The following is a 16,257-nucleotide window of genomic DNA, read 5'->3' on the forward strand; positions in this document are numbered from 1 at the left end:
TGTGAGAGTCGATCTGCTGACCAAGGAATATCCGCCGAACATCTACGGCGGTGCGGGAGTGCACGTCACCGAGCTGGTGCGCGCGTTGCGGGCCTTGGGCGACGACGTCCAAGTGCGTGCCTTCGGCAGTCCGGTGAATGAGACCGGCACGACCGGTTATCCCGATCTGCCCGAACTACGAGACGCGAATGCCGCACTGCGGACGATGGGTGTGGACCTCACCATCGCGGCGGACTGCGCCGGCGCAGACATCGTGCACTCGCACACCTGGTACGCCAACTTCGCCGGGCACGTCGCATCCCTGCTGCACGGGGTCCCGCACGTGGTCACGGCCCACAGCTTGGAGCCGATGCGGCCGTGGAAGGCCGAGCAGCTGGGCGGTGGCTACCGGCTGTCGTCATACATCGAGCGGACGGCGTATGACGGCGCCGCCGCCGTGATCGCGGTCAGCCACGGCATGCGCAAGGACGTGCTGGCCAGCTATCCCGACCTCGATCCGGACAAGGTGCACGTGGTGCACAACGGCATCGATTCGCAGCTGTGGCACCGCGACACGAGCGACGAAGCGACCGCGACCGTGCGGCGTCACGGCGTCGACCCGGACAAGCCCAGCGTGATCTTCGTGGGTCGGATCACCCGGCAGAAGGGGCTGCCCTACTTGCTGCGTGCCGCTGCCGAGCTCCCGCCGGAGGTGCAACTGATCCTGTGCGCGGGCGCGCCGGACACCCCGGAGATCCTGCAGGAGGTCGAGGGTCTGGTCGCGACGCTGCGTGAGACCCGCGCCGGCGTGACCTGGATCGCGGACATGCTGCCGCGCGCAGAGGTCATCGCATTGCTCTCGGCCGCAACGGTTTTCGTCTGCCCGTCGGTGTACGAACCGCTCGGCATCGTCAACCTCGAGGCGATGGCGTGCGGCTGTCCCGTGGTCGGGACTGCGACCGGCGGCATCCCTGAGGTCGTGGCCGACGGTGAGACCGGCTGGCTGGTGCCGATCGACCAGGTCACCGACGGAACCGGCACACCGAAGGACCCGGACAGGTTCGTGGCCGACCTGGCCGCGGCGCTGACGACCGCGGTGAGCGATGCGATCGATGCGCGACGGCGTGGCGAAGCCGGGCGGGCGCGTGCCGTGCGCGAATTCGGCTGGGACACGATCGCCGGCCGCACCCAGGAGGTGTACTCAGCAGTGGCTGAGTAGGGTGAGGTGAGCCCGTGTCCCGTGCGGGTTGAGTAGGGCGAGGCACGAGCCCGTATCGAAACCGCGTGATCCTCAGGCCCGCAGCCCCGCGAGGTGCAGCGCTGCGGCGGTGGTGGCCTGGGCCATCGCCTGATCGGTGGCCGCTTGCAGCTCCCGCAGGGCGCGATGTCGTCCGGCATCGGCCGCCGCATCGAGCGCGTGTGAGTGACCGAGTGCGAAATCGACTGCGGCGCCGACGGTTCCGGCGGTCTGCAGGATCCGGATCGCCCGGCCCGGCAACCCGGACGGCAGACCCCACTCGCGCAGCGCGGCGACCTCATCGGCCTGTGCCCGCAGATTCGAGCCCGCGAACGGTTGGATGTCGAGCAGTTCCAGGGCGTTCGTCGCGTGCGCGAGACGTCCGCGCAGCTCTCGTTCGATCTGCGACTCGTGCAGCTCCTCCAGCCGGTGCGTCGGCGTGGGGTCGCAGTCGTATGCCGTCAGGCGGACCGCCATACCCTCGTCGCCCGCGGGGCCGAAGATCTCCACCGACGGGACCAGGGCGCCGCCGAGTGCCGGCACGTAGACGCATTCGCCGGAATCGGTGGCAGCGGCGGTGAGCTCGGGGTTGCCGCGGGGGAGACCGGAGATGTCGCCGGCACGCGGCAGGGCACACGCCAGGACCCGTTCGCCGAGGTCCTGCCAGGTCATCAGGTGACCGACGTCGCCGGCGATGTGGTCGACGTCCGGTAGGGCCCGCCGGACGGCCTCCTCGAGGTCGAGGTGACCCGCCCAGGCAGCGGTCACCCACAGGCTGAGACGCACGGCGGCGGGTAGGTCGGACATGGTCGCACCAGGGTATGCCGGGCGGCCGATCCCAAGTGACGACCGGTCACACGACACGAGGCCTCAGGCCGTAAGGTGCCACTCATGAGCGATGTGCTGGCCCTCGCCGACGTGACCGTGGTCCGGGGCAACAAGCGCCTGCTCGACAGCGTCAACTGGGAGGTCGAGGAGGGCGAACGCTGGGTCGTCCTCGGTCCCAACGGTGCCGGGAAGACGACGCTGCTGCAGGTCGCTGCTGCGCGGATGCATCCGACCGCAGGAGTCGCCGGTGTGCTCACCGAGGTCCTCGGCACGGTCGACGTCTTCGAACTGCGTCCACGGATCGGTCTGGCGTCGGCGTCCATCGCCGAGCGGATCCCGAACGCCGAGATCGTCGGTGATGTGGTCGTGACGGCGGCATACGGCATGGTCGGCCGGTGGCGGGAGCAGTATGACGAGCTCGACCACGGCCGGGCCCGCGAACTGTTGGACGCGCTCGGTGCGGGTCATCTGGTGGAGCGCCGGTTCGGCACCCTCAGCGAGGGTGAGCGCAAGCGGGTGCAGATCGCACGTGCCCTGATGACCGACCCCGAGCTGATGCTGCTCGACGAGCCGGCCGCTGGTCTCGACCTCGGTGGGCGTGAGGATCTGGTGCTCCGGCTGGGCCAGATCGCTCAGGACATCGAGTCGCCCGCACTCGTCCTGGTGACCCATCACGTGGAGGAGATCCCGCCAGGGTTCACCGACGTGCTGCTGCTGCGCGACGGCAAGGTGGTCGCCGCCGGTCCGATCGAGGTGACGCTGACCGCCGAGAACCTCTCCGCCACCTTCGGACTGGAGTTGGCGCTGGAGCGGGTGGGCGACCGGTGGGCAGCGCGCGCCGTGCAACAGCCGGCCGGCCGACACGCTGCGGACTGAGCCGTCCCGCTCATGTCCCTGACGCACATCCTGCTCATCACGCTTGCCGGCGTTGCCGCAGGCACGATCAACACCGTTGTCGGTTCTGGCACCCTGGTCACCTTCCCGACCCTGCTGGCGTTCGGCTACCCGGCGGTGCCGGCGAACATCTCCAACTCGGTCGGGCTGGTCGCCGGTGGTGTCTCGGGATCGTGGGGTTACCGCAAGGAGGTGGTCGGCGCCGGCGCGCGGTTGCGGCAGCTGACCCCGATGTCCTTCCTCGGTGCCGCCGTGGGTGCACTGCTGCTGATCTGGTTGCCGCCGGCGGCGTTCAAGGCCATCGTGCCGTCGCTGATCCTGCTCGGGGTGGTGCTGGTCCTGATCGGCCCGTGGCTGCAGAAGCGTGCGGCCGCCCACCATCCCGACGAGACCGCGCCGATGTCGCGCGGCCGGCAGCTCGCACTGACCGGCGGCGTCTTCGTCTGCGGCGTGTACGGCGGCTACTTCGGCGCCGCCCAGGGTGTCCTGCTGATGGGTCTGATGAGCGCGGTGCTGTCGGACTCGCTGCAGCGGCTCAACGGCATCAAGAACATCCTGAGCACGATCGTCAACTCGGTCGCCGCACTGACCTTCATCAGCGTGTCGTTCCACGACGTGCGCTGGTCAGTGGCCCTGCTGATCGCCATCGGGTCACTGATCGGTGGCTTCATCGGAGCCAAGGTCGGTCGGAAGTTGCCGCCGTGGCTGCTGCGCGCCTTCATCGTCGTCGTGGGTGTCGTCGCGATCGCGACGATGATCTGAGCCGACCTCGGTCAGCCGGTGGGGAGCGCGTGCAACTGCTCCTGCAGTGCGGTGAGCGCATCGGGGGTCAGCGTCGCGTCATACGTGGTCACCTGCCAGCGCCACTCGCCGCTGGTCCACTCGTAGGTCGTGTCGCTGCTCGTGTCGTCATCGACCGTGTCATCGTCGACGGTGTCGAAGTCCGGCCGCGTCAGCGGGCGACGACTGAACGACACGACCGGTTCGCCCAGGCTGCCGTCGAACGACCCGTCGTCCTCCCAGTAGTGCACGTCGATGGTGCCGGTATGGGTGAGCTGCAGGGTCACCGGCTGGGGTGCGACGTTCCGCTCGAACCATTCCTCGCGACGGCGCATGTCCGCCTGGTGCTCGGCCCAGTGGGCAGCGGCGCGTTCTTCCTCGGTGACGACCGGTCCGGTCCAGGTGAAGGTGTCGGCGGGAACGCTTCCGCCGACTCGGAACTCGGTCCATCCGGCGAGCAGGCCGGCGCGCTCGTTGCGCTTTTGAAGCAGTAGTCCGGTCTCGGCGTCGACGACGTAGGTCAGTGGATACGGCTTGTGTGACGGGGGAGCGAGTTCGACCTCCCAGGCCGGGCGCCCGAGGTACTCCGCGGGATGGACCGGGCCGGTCGGGGTCGTGAAGTCGGTGCCTTCGAACCGGTCGTGCGACGGTCGCGAGACGAGATCGGTGATCGTCCCGACCCACTGCACCTGGGAGACCTGGTCCTCGTAGGGACAGGCAGGATCCTCCTCGAACAGCCAGGCGCGGTCGCCGAGGATGAAGTACGGCGTGCCGTCCGGGTGATCCAGGCGGAGGTACTCGCCGGAGATGACGACGCGCAAAGTGGCCGGTCCGTCCTCGTCCGCAAGGACCACGGGAGTGAGCTGCGGTGCAGTGTGCTCCGACCAGGCCATGCCGACGTAGAGCTCGCGTTCATCGGTGCTGACCGTGCCATGGACCACCAGGTCCGGCTGGGTCGTGATCATCAGGTTCTTCAACGCAGACCAGGAGATTGTCGGTTCGCTCACCTCGGCACAGTATCCGTCGTGCCGCCGCCATGCCGGCAGGCTCGCGAGGCCCGTTTAGGCTGTGCGCTCGTGGCAGTCATCGAGATCACCGAAGCCGGCGACGAGAGGGTTCGCGACTATTTCCAGCTGACCGACGTCGCGTTGCGGCGGAAGCTGGAGCCGGAGCACGGTCTCTACATCGCCGAGAGCGAGAAGGTGATCCGGCGCGCCCTTGCTGCAGGGCACCGGCCACGGTCCTATCTGATGGGCCGCCGCTGGCTCACGGATCTCGCGGACCTCGTCGAGCAGGCCGATGCCGATGGTGTCCCGGTGTATGTCGGCAGCGACGAGGTGATCGAGCAGATGACCGGCTTCCACCTGCACCGCGGCGCGTTGGCGTCGATGCACCGCCCGGTGCTGCCGGCATACACCGAATTGCTTGCAGGCTCTGGTCGTTCGAGGATCGCGGTGCTGGAGGATCTGGTCGAGCACACGAATGTCGGTGCGATCTTCCGATCCGCCGCGGCGTTGGGCGTGGACGCGGTGCTGGTGACGCCGCGGTGCGCGGACCCGTTGTATCGCCGCTCGATCCGGGTGTCGATGGGGACCGTCTTCCAGGTCCCGTGGACGCGCATCGAGCCGTGGCCGGACGGTATCGAGGCGCTGCGCGCCGCCGGCTACACCGTGGCGGGTATGACGCTCGCCGACGATGCCGTCACGCTCGATGAGCTGGTGGCGCAGGATCATTCGAGGTTGGCGCTGGTCTTCGGCACGGAGGGTCATGGCCTGACTGCACGCGCAGATCAACTGCTCGACCTCCGGGTCACCATCCCGATGGCAGGTGGCGTCGACTCGCTGAACGTTGCCGCATCGTCCGCGGTCGCGTTCTACGCAACGCGGTAGCCGAGTCGGTTCGGGTCGGCGACGGATCGTGTGGCTCGGGTGACCATAGGGTGGACGCGTGCTCGAACTCGTGCTGCCGGATGCGTCTCGCCGTCAAGCGTTCTGGGAGGCGCACGCGGAGTGGGGGCCGGGGTTGCACGAAGACGGCTTCGGGATCGGTGCGGACGACGATGTCGAGTCGGAGGCCGGATTTGCCCAGTGGTTGGACAAGCTCTGCTCGGGTCCGGGAAGCCTGTGGTGGATCGTCGGGGACGAGGTGGTCGTGGGCGGGATCGCTTTGCGCGCTGAACGCGACGAGCGTGCCGCTGAGCACGGGCATCTCGGCTACGGAGTCCGCCCGTCGGCACGAGGCCGCGGGGTCGCGAGTTGGGCTGTGGATCGCGTACTCGAGCATGCGCGACGCCAGGGCCGGTTCGACCTGATCGCGGTGTGCCGCGACGACAACCTCGCGTCGATCCACACACTTGAGGGATGCGGCGGACGATTCCAGGCGAGATTCCAAAGAGGCGATGTCGGGCTACGGCGTTATGTGATCCCCCTTTGACGGCTCGCGCTGGTGGCGCGCCGCCCTGAGTAGTCCGCGAGGTACGAGCGGGCGTATCGAAGGGTAGGGCGAGGTGGCCCGCAGAACAATTCGCGCTGGTCGAGTAGGGCGAGCCGCTAGGCGAGCCTGTATCGAGACCCGCGGTCACGGGCCGAACATGTTGTGTTGTCATGTTATTCGGCGGGTGTGGTGGTGTGGGTGCGTCCGGTGGGGGTGGTCCAGGTGCATACGCCGTCGGGGGTCATGGTGACCGACCAGCCGGTGGAGTGCTTGGCGCGGTGATGGTGGCGGCATAGGCAGTGAAGGTTGGTCGGGGTGGTGTCCCCGGCCGGCCAGGGGGTGACGTGGTCGATGTCGCACCAGCGGGCGGGGCGGGTGCAGCCGGGGAACCGGCAGTGCACGTCCCGGGCTCGCACGAAGGCCGCGAGTTTCGTGCTGGGCCGGTAGTGGGTGTTACTGGTTGCGATGGTGACGCCGGTGTCGGCGTCCAGCAGGGCGCGGGTGATCGTGGCCCCGAACGATCGGGACAGTTCCTGGATGATGGTGGCGGGGATGATCCCGACCCCGGGCACGGTGGCATCACCGAGCCACGCTGTCACCGCGGGCTGCAGTGACGATGCTGGTGGTGTCGCCGGGGCCGGTGGTGATTGGCCCGGTGACCTCGTCGTGGTGTCGCAGTCTCTCTGGTGTTCGTGCTGCTGGTGGTGTTGCCAGTCGTCCCGGTCGTCCCGGTAGTCGTCCGGGTCGCACTCGTCGTCGTGGTCGTCGGGGTCGGGTGGGTAGAGGCGTTGCAGGAGGTCGTTGAACTCGGTTTCGATCTGCGCTTCGGTCTTCAGCACCGTCCGCGCACCACCGCCGTCGTCACTGTCGTCCGGCGATGGAACGGGTGTGCGAACGCGGCCGGCCACCCCGGAGCGCACCCACCACCTGCTGCGCTGCCAGGGACTGCGCTGCCGGTTCCGGTTGCTGGTGGTTGGAAGGCGGTGCCTTCGGCGGTGCGGTCTGTCCCACTGTCAGTTGTCGTGCCGTTGGTGGCGCCGGTACGGGTGTGGATGGGGATCTGGATGAGCAGGTTCGTGGTGACTTGGGCGTTGTTGAGGATGAGGTCGGTCAGGGCGTCGGCGCGGCATTCGGCCAGTGTTTTGGTGGTGGTGGTGGTGTCGGCGTGCAGGTGCCGGGCCAGGTCGTCGACGGCGGCCATGATTTTCGCGGCTGCCGTACTGGGCAGGATGGCGTGCAGGTGGCACAGGCCGGGTTCGTCGTCGGGGTGGGTGTACACGCCGATCCGGTCGCGGCGGCGCCGGGTGGCGGCGTTCCCGCCGGCGACCGGGTCGAGGGCGACCAGGGCCTTGTGGGTGCGGTGTTGCACCTGCCGGGTGGATTGGCGGGCCAGCAGGTCGATGTTGGCGTCTTCGACGGCGACGGCTTGCGCGTGGGTGAGCCCCGCGCGGGTGGCGGGGTCGTCCGGGTCGGCGCCCAGCAACGCGGTCTCGATCTGCCGGGCCAGGTCCAGGGTGATGGGGTCGCCGTCGTCGTTGACGGTGCTGACCCGGCCCAGGGCCCGGTGGATGGTGCTCAGTTTGGCCGGTTCCAGCCGTCCGGCGGCGACCTGCCGGAACAGTCTGGGGGTGCGGGTGATCGCGTCGCTGGCCTCGGCAACCCGGTGCACGGCGTACCCGGGGGTCCACCCCAGCAGGGGCCCGACCTCACACCCGATGTATTCGTCCTGGTGCGCCCCGATCGCGTGCCGGACCTGCCGGGTCCTCGACCCGTCGGCTTCGTCATGGTCGGGGATCACGGTTTCTTCGACCGCGGCGGCTTGGGCCAGGCGGGCGGACTGGATCGCCCACGCGGTGTTCAGCACCTGTTGCGCGGCGACGGTCTGCTGCAGCAGGTCGTGTTTGGTCAGGGTGATCTCATCGAGGCGGGTGTCCTCGAACGCGGCGGTCAGCAACTGCATCGCGGCATGGAGTTTCTCCGCGGCGGTGGTGTTGTTGGTGTCCCCTCCCATGAACTTATGGTACGCGTGTTCGATGCTGGTGGCAAGGGTTGATCGCCTGTATTTCGTGTCCTGTGAGTGTTTTTCGTGGATTCCTTAGTGCCCCGGGTTGTTGCTGTGCGTGGTGGTTGACCTCGATACGTCCTCGCCTAGCGGCTCGGACTACTCGGCCAACGCGGGGGCGGTCACTCGGCCGGCGCGGTCGTCCTTCGGCATCGCAGGGGTGGTCACCCAGCCCGGCGCGGGGTGGTCACCCAGCCCGGCGCGGGGTGGTCACCCAGCCCGGCGCGGGGGTGGTCGCCCGGCCGGCGCAAGGGCGGTCGCCCGGCCGGCGCAGGGGTGGTCACCCGGCCGGCGCAGGGTGGTCACTCGGGCAGCTCGGAGTGGCGACGCGCCAGCTCCGTCGCCGGCGGGCAGCGCGGCGGAGGTCGACCTCGTGCTTCGGCGCAGTAGGTTCGGAACTGTCAGCATCCGTCGGACGATCGGAAGGGCTCATGGACACCAAGACCTGGTGGATCATCATCGCCATCCTCGTAGTGATCGTGATCCTCGTCCTCATCGCGATGTGGCAGGGGAAGCGCCGCGCTGTGGCCAGGCGGGAGGAGGTCCGCGAACTGCGCGGGCAGGCCAAGGGCAACGAGACGACCGTGGCCGAGGCCGGGCAACGCGCTGCCGACGCCACCGCCGCCGCGGAGCGGGCACGCGCCGCGGCCGACGCGCAGGAGGAGAAGGCCCGGAAGCTCGAGGCGGAGGCCGAGTTCGAGCGCAACGCGGCAGCGGCCATCGAACGAGATCACACCGAGACGCTGCGGCGCGCGGACCGGCTCGACCCGGACACGCCGACCGACCGTGCGGGCAACCGCATCCAGGGCGCCGGAGCCGGAGGCGGCACAGGGGAGAGCCCGATCGACCCCGCGACCGGGAGGCCGGTCGAAGAGGCCGTGCGACATGACGACCCACCGCGGGCCGACAAACTCGCCGAGCCGGGGAGCGGCGACGTGGACGACGCGACCGGGGACGACAACGGGCCGGAGAGCTGAGACCCTCCGAGCCCCAGGCTATTTCGCCTGATAGAGCGCGGTGATCACGCCGCGGGCCAGCAGGTTGCCGCCGGTCGTGAAGGTGGCGACCGCCGGGCTGACGCTGTCGTCCAGGCCGAGGTCCGCCCCCACCGCGTGCACGGCGAACATGTAGCGGTGCGGTCGGTCGCCGGCGGGCGGCGCCGCACCGCCATACGCCTTGGAACCGAAGTCGTTGCGCACGTGGAAGGCTCCGGCGGGCAGGTCGCCACCGCCACCGGCACCCGCGGGCAGCGAGGTCACGTCGGCAGGTATGCCGAGCAGCAGCCAGTGCCAGAAGCCCGACGGGGTCGGCGCGTCCGGGTCGAAGCAGGTCACCACATAGCCGGCGGTGCCCTCCGGGGCACCACTCCAGGACAGCTGCGGCGAGGTGTTGCCACCGGTGAATCCCCAGTCGTTGAAGACCTGTTCGTCCGGGAGCGGGTCGCCGTCGGAGAACGACTCACTGGTCACAGTCAGCGCAGGGACCGTGGGGAGCAGGGCGTAGGGGTCGGGTGCTTCAGGGCGTTCCAGATCCATGTCCCCAACGTACTCGCCTACGCCGTGACGCGAGCCGCCTCCATGATCAGGCTGTATGACGCCTGCCGCTCCTTCGGGTCGTGCACGTTCGTCGTGATCATCAGCTCGTCGGCCCCGCAGGACGTGGCGCGGTCCGTGATCCCGGCATACACCTCGTCGCCCGTGCCCGCGGTGACGAACCGGCCGAGGTTGTTGACCAGGTGCTCCTCCATCTCGGTCCACTCGTGAGCCGCAGCCTCCTCGGGCGTGGGCATCGGTCCCGGGCGGTTCTGCCGCAGACGCACCGTGGACAGGAACGCCGCGCGCTCCAGTTCCCTTGCCCGCTCTGGGGTTTCGGCAGCGATCGCCGATACGGCCAGCATGCTGTGCGGCTCATCCGGGCAATCCTGGCGGCCATTGGGCTGGAACGAGCTGCGGTAGGCGTCGAATGCGTCCGTCGGGTCGACACTGCCGAAATGCCCGGCGAAGGCGAAGTTGGTGCCGAGCACGCCGGCTGCCTGTGCGCCATACATGCTGGAGCCGAGGATCCAGATCGGCGGCAACGGCACGTCCCGCGGCTGCGCGCTGATCGGCGCGAACGGGTGGTCTTCGGGGAAGCCGTCGACATACGCACGCAGCTCGGCGTACTGCTGCGGGAAGTCGTCCGCGGTCAGCGCCTCCTTGCTGCGGCGCAGCGCGAAAGCGGTCAGCTGGTCGGTGCCGGGTGCGCGCCCGAGACCCAGGTCGATCCGCCCCGGGTGCAGAGCTTCCAGCACCCGGAACGTCTCGGCGACCTGCAGCGGCGCGTGGTTGGGCAGCATGATGCCGCCGGCACCCACCCGGATCCGCTCGGTGGCGGCTGCGACCGTGGCGATCATGACGACCGGCGAGGAGCTCGCAACGCTCGGCAGGTTGTGGTGCTCGGCGACCCAGAACCGCTCGTAACCCAGTGATTCGGTGTGTTGCGCCAGCGCGACGGTTTCGCGCAGCGCGTCGGACGCGGTGCGCCCGGCGGAGATGGGGGAGAGATCCAGCACGGAGAGAGGTATGGCGGTATCGGTCACGACACGTGCAACACCACCGACAGGCGGTGGCATTCCGCCGGTCGAGACAGCCGGTTACCAATGGGTAAGGTTCGTGCATGGAACCGATCTACACCGGCGTGATCACCTTCGCCCGCGGCGTCTTCGCGTTGCAGGGGCTGAAGTTCGAACGCACCGGGTCCGAGAACATCCCACGCACGGGTGGCGCGGTCATCGCGATGAACCACATCGGCTACTTCGACTTCTCCTACGCCGGGTACTCGGCGCTCGACGTCGGGCGACTGGTGCGCTTCATGGCCAAGAAGGACGTCTTCGAGCACAAGGTGTCCGGTCCCCTCATGCGCGGGATGAAGCACATCCCAGTGGACCGCTCGGCGGGCGCGGACGCCTATCGAGCGGCGGTGGATGCGCTGCGCGCCGGCGAACTCATCGGCGTGTTCCCGGAGACGACCATCTCGCAGTCCTTCGAACTGCTGCCGTTCAAGTCCGGTGCGGTCCGGATGGCGAAGGAGGCCGGTGTTCCGGTGATCCCGATGATCCTGTGGGGCTCGCAACGGGTGTGGACCAAGGGTCAGCCGCGGAACATGTGGCGGCCGAAGGTGCCGATCCGGATCGACGTCGGCGCCCCGATCCCGATCGCGGCGGACGCGGACGTCGAGGCGGAGACCGTCGCCCTCCGCACCCGGATGGAGACGATGCTGCACGCCGTGCAGGAGGGCTACGAACCGCTGACCGGCGGCGATCTGAAGTACCTGCCGGCCCGCCTCGGCGGCACCGCGCCCATACCCGAGGAGGCTGAGCGGCGTACCGAGGGGCAACAGCCCTGACCGCCACGGGTTGTCGGTGCCCGGTCACAGACTGACACCATGACTTCCGTGACCTCCCCGAGCATCGAAACCGTCGCCGACGACGTACTGGGTGTCCTCGCCGGCCCGGACGCGCACCTGCGTGACGGGCAGCTGGAGGCGCTGCAGGCCCTCACACGGCCGGGTGCGAGGGTGCTGGTGGTCCAGGCGACCGGTTGGGGCAAGTCGGCGGTCTACTGGATCGCGACGTCCTGGCTGCGTGCCCAGGGCCGCGGCCCGACCCTGGTCATCTCGCCACTTCTGTCGCTGATGCGGGACCAGGTCGCGGCGGCCTCGCGCGCCGGGTTGCGCGCGGCGACGCTGAACAGTTCGAACGTCGGGGAGTGGCAACGGATCGAGGCCGACCTCGCCGCGGGTGAGGTCGACGTGCTGCTGGTGTCACCGGAGCGCCTGGCCAACCCCACCTTCGGCGCACGTGTGATGGAGGCTCTCACCGGCGCCCTCGGTCTGGTGGTCGTCGACGAAGCGCACTCGGTGTCGGACTGGGGCCACGACTTCCGGCCGGACTATCGCCGGGTCACCGACGTGCTGCGCCGGCTCAACCCCGACACGCCGGTCCTTGCCACGACCGCCACCGCCAACGCCCGCGTCGTGGAGGACATCGCCGCACAGTTCGGCGACGACACGGTGGTGCTGCGCGGACCCCTGGCGCGGGCCAGTCTGCAATTGGCCGTGCTGCTCCTGATGGACCCGTTGCAGCGCTTCGCCTGGGTGGTCGACCACCTGCCGCAGCTGGCGGGGTCGGGCATCGTCTACACGCTGACCGTGGCCGACGCCGAGCGGCTCACCGAAGCGATCCGCAGCAGGTATGGCGCGCAGCTGCCGGTCGCGGCCTACACCGGACAGCTCGACTCCGACAGCCGCGAGTCGCTGGAGGCCGACCTGAGGGACAACCGCGTCAAGGCCCTGGTCGCCACCTCGGCCCTCGGGATGGGCTACGACAAGCCGGACCTCGGATTCGTCATACACGTCGGAGCGCCGCCGTCCCCGGTGTCGTACTACCAGCAGGTCGGGCGTGCCGGGCGCGCGATCGACCACGCCCTGGTGGCGCTGCTGCCCTCGGCGGGCGACGACGGCGTGTGGGACTACTTCGCGACCGCGACCATCCCCAAGGAGCCGCAGGTCCGCAGCCTGCTGGACACCCTCGGCTCCGCCGAGGCGACGATGTCCGTCCCGCAGCTGGAGGCCGAGACGGGACTACGGCGCACAAAAGTCGACCTGCTGCTGAAGCAGCTGGCGGTCGACGGCATCACCGAACGCTCGGCGGACGGCTGGCGGGCCACGGGCACGCCGTGGCGCTACGACCAGGACCACTACGACGGGGTGCTCGCGGTCCGGCGGCGCGAAGCCGACATCATGCGGCGCTACATCCGCGGCGAGCAGTGCTTGATGCAGTTGCTGCAGCAGTCGCTGGACGACCCGGACGCCGCGCCGTGCGGCCGTTGCTCGGTCTGTCTCGGGCAGCTGCCGGATCCACTGGGTGCGCAACCGGCACCGGACACCATGGCACAGGTCCGGCAGGTGCTCCGCACCGAGCAACACCTGCTGGAGCCACGCAAGATGTGGCCGGGCGGGGCGTTCGGGCGCCGCGGCCGGATCCCGGCAGCCGAGGCGGCCGACGAGGGCCGGGTGATCGTGCACGCGGACGCCGTGGAGTGGGGCGACCTGCTGGCCGGGCCGTTGCGCCACGACGCGCCGCCGCCGGCGGACCTGCTCGACGCGTGCGTGCGCACGCTGGCGCAGTGGTCGTGGTCCACGCGGCCGCAGCTCATCGTCGGCCTCAGCGCACTCGGACATCCCCAACTGGTCGGCGGGGTCGTGGAGTCACTGGGCGCTGCCGGCCGCTTGCCGACCGCGCCGTGGCAGTTCGACGGGACGCCGCCGGCCGACGCGGCCTCCGTCGACGAGGCGACCTTCTGGCGGGACGCACTCCAGGACAGCACCGTGCCGGACGTCGCCGACCGGACGGTCCTGCTCGTGGTCGACCGGTCCTCGTCCGGGTGGGCTGTCACCCTGGCCGCGGCGACCCTGAGAACCGCCGGTGCCAACGCGGTGCTGCCGTTGCTGTTGCACCGTTCCGTCGGCTGAGATTGCGGTTCGCCGGGCGTTCACGGAGGGTTCCATCGGATCGGGTAGCTTCGCAGTCATGCGTGCACTCACCGTCATACCTGGACAGTCCGGCAGTCTCTCGGTCGAGGACATGCCCGAGCCGGACGACGCGCTGGGTGACGTGCTGGTCGACGGCCTGGCCGTCGGGGTCTGCGGCACCGACCACGAGCTCGCGGACGGCTCCTATGGCTGGGCACCCGACGGATCCGAGCGGTTGATCCTCGGCCACGAGGCGCTCGGGCGGGTGCGTGAGGCCCCGAGTGGCAGTGGCTTCGCCGCCGGTGACCTCATCGTGGGTGTGGTCCGTATGCCGGACCCGGTCCCGTGCGGTGCCTGCGCGCACGGCGAGTGGGACATGTGCCGCAACGGTCGGTACACCGAGCACGGCATCAAGCAGTTGCACGGCTTCGCCGCCGAGCGCTGGCGGGTCCAGTCCGCGCACGCGGTGAAGCTGGACCCGGCCCTCGAAACCGTCGGCATGCTGATGGAACCCACCACGATCGTCGCGAAGGCGTGGGAACAGGTCGACCGGATCGGTGGCCGTGGCTGGTTCGAACCGCGCTCGGTGCTGGTGACCGGCGCCGGGTCGATCGGCCTGCTCGCGGCGATGATCGGCACCCAACGCGGGCTGGACGTGCACGTGCTGGACCGGGTGACGGAGGGGCTCAAACCGGACCTGGTCGGCGACCTCGGCGCGACCTACCACTCCGAGAACGTCGACCAGGTCATCAAGTCCGTCGAGCCGGACGTGGTCATCGAAGGCACCGGCGCCACGCCGGTCCTCGGCGCCGTGCTGGCCAACCCGAAGCCCTACGCGATCACCGTGCTGACCGGCATCTCCGACCCGGGTGAGCAGGAGACCCTCGACCTGGGCACGATCAACCGCTCGACGGTGCTCGGGAACAGCGCCGTCGTCGGCTCGGTCAACGCCAACCTGCGGCACTACCGGGCCGCGGCAGAAGCACTTGCCGCCGCCGACCTCGGCTGGCTGGAACGACTGGTGACCCGCCGCGTCCCGCTGGAGAAGTTCGCCGACGCGTTCGCCGCACAGCAGGACGACGTCAAGGTCGTGCTGACCATCGGCTGACCGGGCACCCGGCCTGTCGGTCGTCTCGGGGACAATGTGCAGGTGCGTTCCACGGCCAGCATCATGCATCTGGACCTGGACGCCTTCTTCGCCGCCGTCGAGCAGCGCGACAAACCGTCACTGCGCGGCAAACCGGTGTGCGTCGGGGGCATCGGCGCGCGCGGTGTCGTCGCCACCGCGTCATACGAAGCCCGTCGCTTCGGTGCGCGCTCGGCCATGCCGACCGCGGAGGCCCGGCGCAGATGCCCACCCGGCACCGCGTTCCTCTACCCTCGCGGCGACGCGTATCGGGCATCGAGCCGGATCGTCATGGACCTGCTGCGGCAGGTGTCCCCGCTGGTCGAACAGGTCAGTGTGGATGAGGCGTATGTCGACCTGGCGGCCGGGGAGGGGCTCGATCTGACTCCGGACGGGGTCCGCGCCACCGTCAACGACCTCCTGCGCGAGATCACCGCAGCCACAGGTGGTTTGACCGCCTCTGCCGGCATCGGCACGTCGAAGATGCTGGCGAAGATCGGCTCCGACCTGGACAAGCCCGCAGGGTTGGTGCTCGTGCCACCGGGCCAGGAGCTGGAGCTGCTGGCCCCACTGTCGGTGCGGGTGGTGAGCGGCATCGGTCCCGCCACCGAGGCCCGGCTGCGCAGCTTCGGGGTGGAGACGGTCGCCGACCTGCAGCGGATGGAACGCCCCGACCTGGTGAGCATCTTCGGGTCGGCGCACGGCGGCAGCCTCTACGAGCTGGCGCGTGCCCGGGACGACCGGGAGGTGGTCGTCGAGCGGGAGGCCAAGAGCGTCTCCGCGGAGGAGACCTTCGAGCACGACGTCGTCGACCACGACGTGCTGGACGCCGAACTGGTCAGCCTGGCCCGGCGTACCGCCGCACGGCTCGGCAAGTCAGCCGCATTCGCGCGGACCGTCACCATCAAGGTCCGGCAGCACGACTTCGCGACGTCGACACGGTCCGAGACGTTGCTGCACCCGACCGGTGACGCCGGCGTGATCCTCGACGTGGCGCGCCGGCTCCTCGCCGGGGTCGACGTGTCGAACGGCTTGCGGTTGCTCGGTGTCGGTGTGTCCGGGCTCAGCACGCACGCGCAGGAGCAGCTGCGCTTCGACGAGGACCATGACCCGTTGCTGCCGATCGGTGAGGCCGACGCCGAGGTGCCGGCGACCCCGGCGGGCGATGTGCGTCGCACGCCGGGCCCCGCGGCATACACCGGGGACGGTCCGCCGGACTGGTGGCCCGGCCAGGACGTCGAGCACACCGAGCAGGGCACGGGCTGGGTGTGGGGCAGTGGGCTGGGGCGGGTGACCGTCCGCTTCGAGGGCCCGACGACCGGCCCCGGGCCGGTGCGGACCTTTCGCGCCGACGACCCCGCGCTGCGCAAGACCGGGCCGCCGCAGTGGTGACGGCGTCGCCGATGC

16 protein-coding genes are annotated in these 16,257 nt (G+C 69.7%); 10 read left to right on the forward strand and 6 right to left on the reverse strand.

The window, feature by feature from the left end; translation table 11 throughout:
• The first annotated feature begins 1 nt into the window (after window position 1).
• Window positions 2–1,198 (forward strand): glycogen synthase, encoded by a 1,197-nt coding sequence (gene glgA / locus FHU39_RS07290; RefSeq protein WP_183319733.1) that lies wholly within the window; start codon window positions 2–4, stop codon window positions 1,196–1,198.
• A gap of 72 nt (window positions 1,199–1,270) precedes the next feature.
• On the opposite strand, the gene FHU39_RS07295 is transcribed toward glgA, so the two are convergent.
• Window positions 1,271–2,023 (reverse strand): hypothetical protein, encoded by a 753-nt coding sequence (locus tag FHU39_RS07295; protein ID WP_183319734.1) that lies wholly within the window; start codon window positions 2,021–2,023, stop codon window positions 1,271–1,273.
• 84 nt (window positions 2,024–2,107) lie between these two features.
• On the opposite strand from FHU39_RS07295, the gene FHU39_RS07300 reads away from it, so the two are divergent.
• Window positions 2,108–2,920, forward strand: a complete 813-nt coding sequence (locus FHU39_RS07300; RefSeq protein WP_183319735.1) for an ABC transporter ATP-binding protein — start codon at window positions 2,108–2,110, stop codon at window positions 2,918–2,920.
• 12 nt (window positions 2,921–2,932) lie between these two features.
• Entirely contained in the window at window positions 2,933–3,700 is a 768-nt protein-coding gene (locus FHU39_RS07305) for a sulfite exporter TauE/SafE family protein (RefSeq protein ID WP_183319736.1), read from the forward strand.
• A gap of 11 nt (window positions 3,701–3,711) precedes the next feature.
• On the opposite strand, the gene FHU39_RS07310 is transcribed toward FHU39_RS07305, so the two are convergent.
• Window positions 3,712–4,725 carry a hypothetical protein gene (locus tag FHU39_RS07310; RefSeq protein WP_183321053.1) on the reverse strand — a complete coding sequence of 338 codons (1,014 nt, stop codon included), beginning with the start codon at window positions 4,723–4,725 and terminating at the stop codon, window positions 3,712–3,714.
• Between the two features lie 69 nt (window positions 4,726–4,794).
• Here FHU39_RS07310 and FHU39_RS07315 point away from each other — a divergent pair, with 69 nt between their 5' ends.
• Window positions 4,795–5,607, forward strand: a complete 813-nt coding sequence (locus tag FHU39_RS07315) for a TrmH family RNA methyltransferase (protein WP_343065775.1) — start codon at window positions 4,795–4,797, stop codon at window positions 5,605–5,607.
• 58 nt (window positions 5,608–5,665) lie between these two features.
• A complete protein-coding gene (locus FHU39_RS07320; RefSeq protein WP_183319738.1) occupies window positions 5,666–6,151 on the forward strand; it encodes a GNAT family N-acetyltransferase in 486 nt (161 codons plus the stop codon).
• A 173-nt stretch (window positions 6,152–6,324) separates the two neighbouring features.
• On the opposite strand, the gene FHU39_RS07325 is transcribed toward FHU39_RS07320, so the two are convergent.
• The gene (locus FHU39_RS07325; RefSeq protein ID WP_183319739.1) at window positions 6,325–6,990 is read right to left on the reverse strand and encodes an HNH endonuclease signature motif containing protein; all 666 of its coding nucleotides are present in this window, start codon (window positions 6,988–6,990) and stop codon (window positions 6,325–6,327) included.
• Window positions 6,984–8,162, reverse strand: a complete 1,179-nt coding sequence (locus FHU39_RS07330) for a DUF222 domain-containing protein (RefSeq protein WP_183319740.1) — start codon at window positions 8,160–8,162, stop codon at window positions 6,984–6,986. Before FHU39_RS07330 ends, FHU39_RS07325 begins: the two co-directional genes overlap by 7 nt.
• Window positions 8,163–8,644: 482 nt before the next feature.
• On the opposite strand from FHU39_RS07330, the gene FHU39_RS07335 reads away from it, so the two are divergent.
• Window positions 8,645–9,190, forward strand: a complete 546-nt coding sequence (locus tag FHU39_RS07335) for a hypothetical protein (protein WP_183319741.1) — start codon at window positions 8,645–8,647, stop codon at window positions 9,188–9,190.
• A gap of 18 nt (window positions 9,191–9,208) precedes the next feature.
• On the opposite strand, the gene FHU39_RS07340 is transcribed toward FHU39_RS07335, so the two are convergent.
• A complete protein-coding gene (locus FHU39_RS07340) occupies window positions 9,209–9,748 on the reverse strand; it encodes a YbhB/YbcL family Raf kinase inhibitor-like protein (protein ID WP_183319742.1) in 540 nt (179 codons plus the stop codon).
• A gap of 17 nt (window positions 9,749–9,765) precedes the next feature.
• Entirely contained in the window at window positions 9,766–10,791 is a 1,026-nt protein-coding gene (locus FHU39_RS07345; RefSeq protein ID WP_221185167.1) for an MsnO8 family LLM class oxidoreductase, read from the reverse strand.
• 77 nt (window positions 10,792–10,868) lie between these two features.
• Between FHU39_RS07345 and FHU39_RS07350 the strand changes: the two genes are divergently transcribed.
• From FHU39_RS07350 to FHU39_RS07365, 4 genes are read left to right on the forward strand one after another with little or no spacing between them, the layout of a single operon-like run.
• Window positions 10,869–11,597, forward strand: a complete 729-nt coding sequence (locus FHU39_RS07350; protein ID WP_183319744.1) for a lysophospholipid acyltransferase family protein — start codon at window positions 10,869–10,871, stop codon at window positions 11,595–11,597.
• 39 nt (window positions 11,598–11,636) lie between these two features.
• A complete protein-coding gene (locus FHU39_RS07355; protein ID WP_183319745.1) occupies window positions 11,637–13,724 on the forward strand; it encodes a RecQ family ATP-dependent DNA helicase in 2,088 nt (695 codons plus the stop codon).
• A gap of 58 nt (window positions 13,725–13,782) precedes the next feature.
• Window positions 13,783–14,832: a glucose 1-dehydrogenase gene (locus FHU39_RS07360; RefSeq protein WP_183319746.1), complete on the forward strand. Its 1,050-nt coding sequence runs from the start codon at window positions 13,783–13,785 to the stop codon at window positions 14,830–14,832.
• 42 nt (window positions 14,833–14,874) lie between these two features.
• Window positions 14,875–16,242, forward strand: a complete 1,368-nt coding sequence (locus FHU39_RS07365) for a DNA polymerase IV (protein WP_183319747.1) — start codon at window positions 14,875–14,877, stop codon at window positions 16,240–16,242.
• Window positions 16,243–16,257 lie beyond the last annotated feature (15 nt).

Source organism: Flexivirga oryzae, assembly GCF_014190805.1.
Classification (GTDB): Bacteria; Actinomycetota; Actinomycetes; order Actinomycetales; family Dermatophilaceae; genus Flexivirga; species Flexivirga oryzae.